Genomic DNA, 6096 nt, shown 5'->3' on the forward strand with positions numbered 1-6096 from the left:
GAAGCCGCCGAGCGTATCGCTCGCGTGCTGCACAACGACCCGGCGACCGGCGTGATGCGTCATGCGGATGCGGGCTACCAGATCGCTATCGATTGCGCCAAAGAGCAGGGCCTCAATCTCCCGATGATCAAATAACTAATGTGGGAGCGGGCTTGCTCGCGAATGCGGTGTATCAGTCACTGAAGTCGTTAGCTGACCCATCGCTTTCGCGAGCAAGCCCGCTCCCACATGTGATCTGCGTTTCACCCAAAAACAATCCATCAGAGGTTGAACATAAATGGCAGTAAAAGACGCTCGTGCAAGCACCACCCCGTTGATCGAAAGGCGTTCGATCGACTACATCCCGGAAGCGGAAAGACACGGCCGTCTATTGAGTCAGTTCACCCTGTGGTTGGGTGCCAACCTGCAAATCACTGCGATCGTCACCGGGGCCCTGGCCGTGGTGCTGGGCGGTGATGTGTTCTGGTCGTTGATCGGTCTGTTGATCGGTCAACTGCTGGGCGGTGGCGTCATGGCCCTGCATGCGGCGCAAGGCCCGCAACTGGGCTTGCCGCAGATGATCTCCAGCCGCGTGCAGTTCGGCGTGTATGGCGCGGTGATTCCCCTGGTGCTGGTGTGCCTGATGTACATCGGTTTTTCTGCCAGCGGCTCATTGCTGGCGGGGCAGGCGGTGGCGCAGTTGCTTCACGTTGAAGACTGGGTCGGCATCGTATTGTTCGCGGGGCTGATCATGGTGTTTACGATCTTCGGCTACCGGGTGATCCACGGCATCGGTCGCATCGCCAGCGTGCTGGGGGTGGTTGCCTTCGTGTACCTGTTCTACAGGCTGCTGGCCGGTAACGACATCGGTGCGTTGCTGGGCAACAAGCATTTTTCCCTCAGCAGTTTCCTGCTGGCGATTTCCCTCTCGGCGTCCTGGCAGATTGCGTTCGGCCCGTATGTGGCGGACTACTCGCGCTACCTGCCGCGCAGTACGCAGGCCTCGAAAACCTTCTGGGCCGTGGGCCTCGGTTCGGTGATCGGCGCGCAGGCTTCGATGGTGTTCGGTGTGTTTGCGGCAGCCCTGGCAGGCTCGCAATTCGCTCACCACGAAGTGTCGTTTATCGTCGGCCTGGGCGGCACCGGGATCGTCGCGGCGCTGCTGTATTTCAGCATCGCCTTCGGCAAGGTCACCGTCACCACCCTCAACGCCTACGGCAGCTTCATGTCGATCGCGACAATCATCAGTGGTTTCCGTGGCAGCCGGCATATCGGCAGTGGCACGCGGCTGTTGTACATCTTCGTGATGGTGTCGATTGCCGCCGCGCTGGCGTTGCTGGGCAAGGACTCGTTCCTCAAGGATTTCTCCGCGTTCATCCTGTTCCTGCTGGCGTTTTTCACGCCCTGGAGTGCGATCAACCTGGTGGACTTCTACTGCATCACCAAAGAGCGCTATGACATCCCGGCCCTGTCCAACCCCAACGGTCGCTACGGTCGCTGGAACCTGATGGGCATCAGCATCTACGTGTTCGGCGTGCTGATTCAGATGCCGTTCATCTCGACGCATTTCTACACCGGCCCACTGGTCGCGAGCCTGGGCGACACCGATATCTCGTGGATCATCGGGCTGGTGGTTCCGGCGGCGTTGTACTACTGGGCTGCGAAAAAATGGCACAGCCCGATTCCTGAGCGCCTCGTGCTGCCCGATGTGCAGGGCGCCGCTGCTCAACCTGCTTAACCAGAACCCGGTACGCATGACAAACAGCGAATTGAAACAGCAAAACTGGCGAAAACTTTCCTCAAGGGACATCCTGAACTCTGGCACGCATGGTGAGCGACAACGCAGCCAAGAAAATCGACGCGGCCTTGTAGGTTGAGCGTTTCCGGTTGCCGCCACAGGCAACCGGGCGCCCGGCCACAATCCACTGGATCGAGAGCACACTATGTTTCCTGAGAGTTTTACGTTTTCCATCGCCGACTGGGTCAACAGTTGGGTCGATGCGCTGGTGACCAACTACGGCGATGTGTTCCGGCACATCTCCGATACGTTGCTGTGGGCCATCGTTAACCTGGAAGGTTTGCTGCGCGCAGCGCCCTGGTGGTTGATGTTGCTGATTGTCGGCGGTATTGCCTGGCATGCCACTCGCAAGTGGTTCACCACCGTCGTGATCGTCGGCCTGCTGTTTCTGGTGGGCGCGGTCGGGCTGTGGGACAAACTGATGCAAACCCTGGCGCTGATGATGGTGGCCACGGTGATTTCGGTGCTGATCGGCATTCCCCTGGGGATTCTGTCGGCCCGCAGCAACCGCCTGCGTTCGGTGCTGATGCCGCTGCTGGACATCATGCAGACCATGCCCAGCTTCGTGTACCTGATCCCGGTGTTGATGCTGTTCGGCCTGGGCAAGGTCCCGGCGATTTTCGCCACGGTGATCTACGCCGCACCGCCGCTGATTCGTCTCACCGACCTGGGCATTCGCCAGGTGGACGGTGAAGTCATGGAAGCGATCAACGCCTTCGGTGCCAACCGCTGGCAGCAACTGTTCGGCGTGCAACTGCCGCTGGCCCTGCCGAGCATCATGGCCGGGATCAACCAGACCACCATGATGGCCCTGTCGATGGTGGTGATCGCCTCGATGATCGGCGCCCGTGGCCTGGGTGAAGATGTACTGGTGGGCATCCAGACCCTCAACGTTGGACGCGGCCTTGAAGCCGGTCTGGCGATCGTGATTCTTGCCGTGGTCATCGACCGCATTACGCAAGCCTATGGTCGTCCACGGCATGAGGCGAGCAAATGACTACTGTCAGCAAAATTGAAGTCAAAAACGTATTCAAGATTTTCGGCAACCGCTCCAAGGATGCACTGGCGTTGATTGGCCAGGGCAAGAGCAAGGACGAGGTGCTGGCCGAGACTGGTTGCGTGGTGGGTGTGAACGACCTGTCCCTGAGCGTCGACACCGGTGAAATCTTCGTGATCATGGGGCTGTCGGGTTCCGGCAAGTCGACCCTGGTGCGTCACTTCAACCGGCTGATCGACCCTACCAGCGGTGCGATCCTGGTGGACGGTGAAGACATCCTGCAACTGGACATGGAAGCCTTGCGCCAATTCCGCCGACACAAGATCAGCATGGTGTTCCAGAGCTTTGGCCTGCTGCCTCACAAGAGTGTGCTGGACAACGTTGCCTACGGCCTGAAAGTGCGTGGCGAAACCAGGCAAGTGTGCGCCGAGCGTGCGCTGCACTGGATCGAAACCGTGGGCCTCAAGGGCTATGAAAACAAATACCCGCATCAACTTTCCGGCGGCATGCGTCAGCGTGTAGGCCTGGCCCGGGCGCTGGCGGCCGACACCGACATCATCCTGATGGACGAGGCGTTCAGTGCGCTCGACCCGCTTATCCGTGCCGAGATGCAAGACCAGTTATTGGAGCTGCAAAAGACCCTGCACAAGACGATCGTGTTCATTACCCACGACCTCGATGAGGCGGTGCGCATCGGCAACCGCATTGCGATCCTCAAGGACGGCAAGCTGATCCAGGTCGGCACGCCCCGCGAGATTTTGCATTCACCGGCGGATGAGTACGTGAACCGGTTTGTCCAGCGGCGGGTGGCGGTGGTTTGATCCGGTATTTGTGGTGGGTTGGCTGAGGCTATCGCAGGCAAGCCAGCTCCCACATTTGGAATGCGTTTCCCCTGTGGAAGCTGGCTCGCTTGCGATGAGGCCAGTGAAGCTGCACAACAATTGCGAATTTCATGAAGAGGTCAACGATGTCCCAGGCTGAAAAAATCATCATCGCCGACGCCCCGATGCGTTGGCAGGACGTGGTCGCCGTGGCTCGCCACGGTGCGATCCTCGAACTCTCGGGCCAGGCCTGGGCTCGCATCGACAATGCCCAGGCCATCGTCCAGCGCATCGTCACCAGCGGCGAGCGCGCCTACGGCATCAACACCGGCCTGGGTGCCTTGTGCAACGTGTCGCTCAAGGACGAACAACTGAGCCGGCTGTCGCGCAATACCCTGCTCAGCCATGCCTGCGGCGTCGGTGCGCCACTGAGTGTGGAGCAAACCCGCGCGATCATTTGTGCGGCAATCATTAACTACAGCCACGGCAAATCCGGCTTGCATCCGCAGGTGGTGCATTCGCTGCTGGGGCTGCTCAACCATGGCATCACGCCGCAAGTGCCGTCCCAGGGGTCCGTGGGTTACCTGACCCACATGGCGCACATTGGCGTCGCCTTGCTCGGCGTCGGCGACGTCAGCTATCGGGGTCGTATCGTTCCCGCACACCAGGCGCTGGCTGAAGAAGGTTTGCAGCCGGTAGTGCTCGGTGCCAAGGACGGGCTGTGCCTGGTCAACGGCACGCCGTGCATGACCGGCCTCAGCAGCCTGGCCCTGGCCGATGCGCACCGCCTGCTGCAATGGGCCGATGTGATCGGTGCCATGAGCTTCGAAGGCCAGCGCGGCCAAATCGACGCCTTCGACGAAGAAATCATCGCGCTCAAGCCGCACCCGGGCATGCAGCAAGTGGGCATCAACCTGCGCGCGTTGCTGGACGGCAGCGAAGTGATCGCCAGCAGCAAAGGCATTCGTACCCAGGACGCCCTGAGCATCCGTTCGATTCCCCAGGTGCACGGCGCGGCCCGCGACCAACTGGAACACGCCACCCGGCAGATCGAAACCGAACTCAACGGTGCCACCGATAACCCGCTGGTGCTCGGCACGCCAGACAGCTACCGCGTGGTGTCCCAGGCCAATCCCCACGGGCAGTCCGTGGCCCTGGCGGCAGACATGCTGGCCATCGCCATGGCCGAAATCGGCTCCATCGCCGAGCGTCGCCTGGACCGTCTGATCAACCCGCACGTCAGTGGTTTGCCGGCGTTCCTGGTGAGCAACCCCGGGGTCAACTCCGGGATGATGATCGTGCAGTACGTCGCCGCCTCGCTGTGCGGGCAAAACCGCCAGTTGGCGCAACCGGCGGTGCTCGACAACTTCGTCACCTCGGGCCTGCAGGAAGACCACCTGAGCATGGGCACCAACGCCGCGCTGAAGCTGTATTCGGTGCTGGAAAACGTCACCCAGATCCTCGCCATCGAGTACTTGCTGGCGGCCCAGGCGTTCGAGTTCCTCCAGGAGCAACGCTTCGGCGCCGGCACCGATGCCGCCTGGCGTTTACTGCGCGAACACGTCCCGGCCTACGACCAGGACCGCTGGCTGGCGCCAGACATCGCAGCCACCGCCGCGTTGCTCAAGGACGCCGATTTACTGCAACGCACGCTACCGAATTTGCACTGACCTTTTCCCAACAATAACCAGCGTGCCAAGCCGACTGATCCTCTAAAAGAGCACAGCGGCGGATAACGGAAGCATCCGGAGCGACTGGTAGTTAACAACACTCTCAAAAGGAGCATGAATGTGACTGCGCTAAACCTGATTCCAGGCCAACTGAGCCTTGCCCAACTGCGGGCCATCTACCAGCAGCCGGTAACCCTCAGTCTGGATGACAGCGCCTCGGCCCAGATCGAAGCCAGTGTCGCCTGTGTGGAGCAGATTCTCGCCGAGAACCGCACCGCCTACGGCATCAACACCGGTTTCGGCCTGCTGGCCTCGACCCGCATTGCCAGCGAAGACCTGGAAAACCTCCAGCGTTCCCTGGTGCTGTCCCACGCCGCCGGCGTCGGTGAGCCCATCAGCGATGCGCTGGTACGGCTGGTCATGGTGCTCAAGGTCAACAGCCTGAGCCGGGGCTTTTCCGGGATTCGCCGGCAGGTCATCGACGCGCTGATCGCCCTGATCAATGCCGAGGTCTACCCGCACATTCCACTGAAAGGTTCGGTGGGCGCCTCCGGTGACTTGGCACCATTGGCCCACATGTCGCTGGTGCTGCTGGGCGAAGGCAAGGCCCGCTACAAAGGCGAATGGCTGGAAGCTACCGAAGCGCTGAAAGTTGCCGGCCTGACGCCGCTGACCCTGGCGGCCAAGGAAGGCCTGGCGCTGCTCAACGGCACCCAGGTTTCCACCGCTTATGCATTGCGTGGGCTGTTCGAGGGCGAAGATCTGTTCGCCGGTGCCCTGGCCTGTGGCGCCCTGACGGTGGAAGCCGTGCTGGGTTCGCGCTCGCCGTTC

General features: G+C 61.2%; 6 protein-coding genes and 1 pseudogene. All 7 read left to right on the top strand.

Translation table 11 applies throughout. The annotated features are described in order from the left end of the window. Nucleotides 1–135 (top strand): hypothetical protein (locus HX846_RS24460; protein WP_177008282.1); only part of this gene is annotated, 135 nt, incomplete at its 5' end. Between the two features lie 142 nt (nt 136–277). Continuing rightward, complete coding sequence (locus HX846_RS24465) at nt 278–1717, top strand: cytosine permease (protein WP_087692903.1); 1440 nt, start codon at nt 278–280, stop codon at nt 1715–1717. Then, nucleotides 1704–1851 (top strand): annotated as a pseudogene (locus tag HX846_RS24470) (histidine ABC transporter substrate-binding protein); the annotation flags it as partial. The gene HX846_RS24465 and the pseudogene HX846_RS24470, both read left to right, overlap by 14 nt. A 71-nt stretch (nt 1852–1922) precedes the next feature. Further along, nucleotides 1923–2774 (top strand): proline/glycine betaine ABC transporter permease, encoded by an 852-nt coding sequence (locus HX846_RS24475; protein ID WP_003209260.1) that lies wholly within the window; start codon nt 1923–1925, stop codon nt 2772–2774. After that, nucleotides 2771–3595 carry a glycine betaine/L-proline ABC transporter ATP-binding protein gene (locus HX846_RS24480; protein ID WP_003209262.1) on the top strand — a complete coding sequence of 275 codons (825 nt, stop codon included), beginning with the start codon at nt 2771–2773 and terminating at the stop codon, nt 3593–3595. Before HX846_RS24475 ends, HX846_RS24480 begins: the two co-directional genes overlap by 4 nt. Before the next feature lie 146 nt (nt 3596–3741). After that, nucleotides 3742–5265: a histidine ammonia-lyase gene (gene hutH / locus HX846_RS24485; RefSeq protein ID WP_102367932.1), complete on the top strand. Its 1524-nt coding sequence runs from the start codon at nt 3742–3744 to the stop codon at nt 5263–5265. Between the two features lie 114 nt (nt 5266–5379). Next, on the top strand, nt 5380–6096 hold a 717-nt coding region (locus HX846_RS24490; protein WP_178966250.1), incomplete at its 3' end, for an aromatic amino acid lyase.

This window comes from Pseudomonas sp. K5002 (assembly GCF_013386655.1).
Taxonomy (GTDB): domain Bacteria; phylum Pseudomonadota; class Gammaproteobacteria; order Pseudomonadales; family Pseudomonadaceae; genus Aquipseudomonas.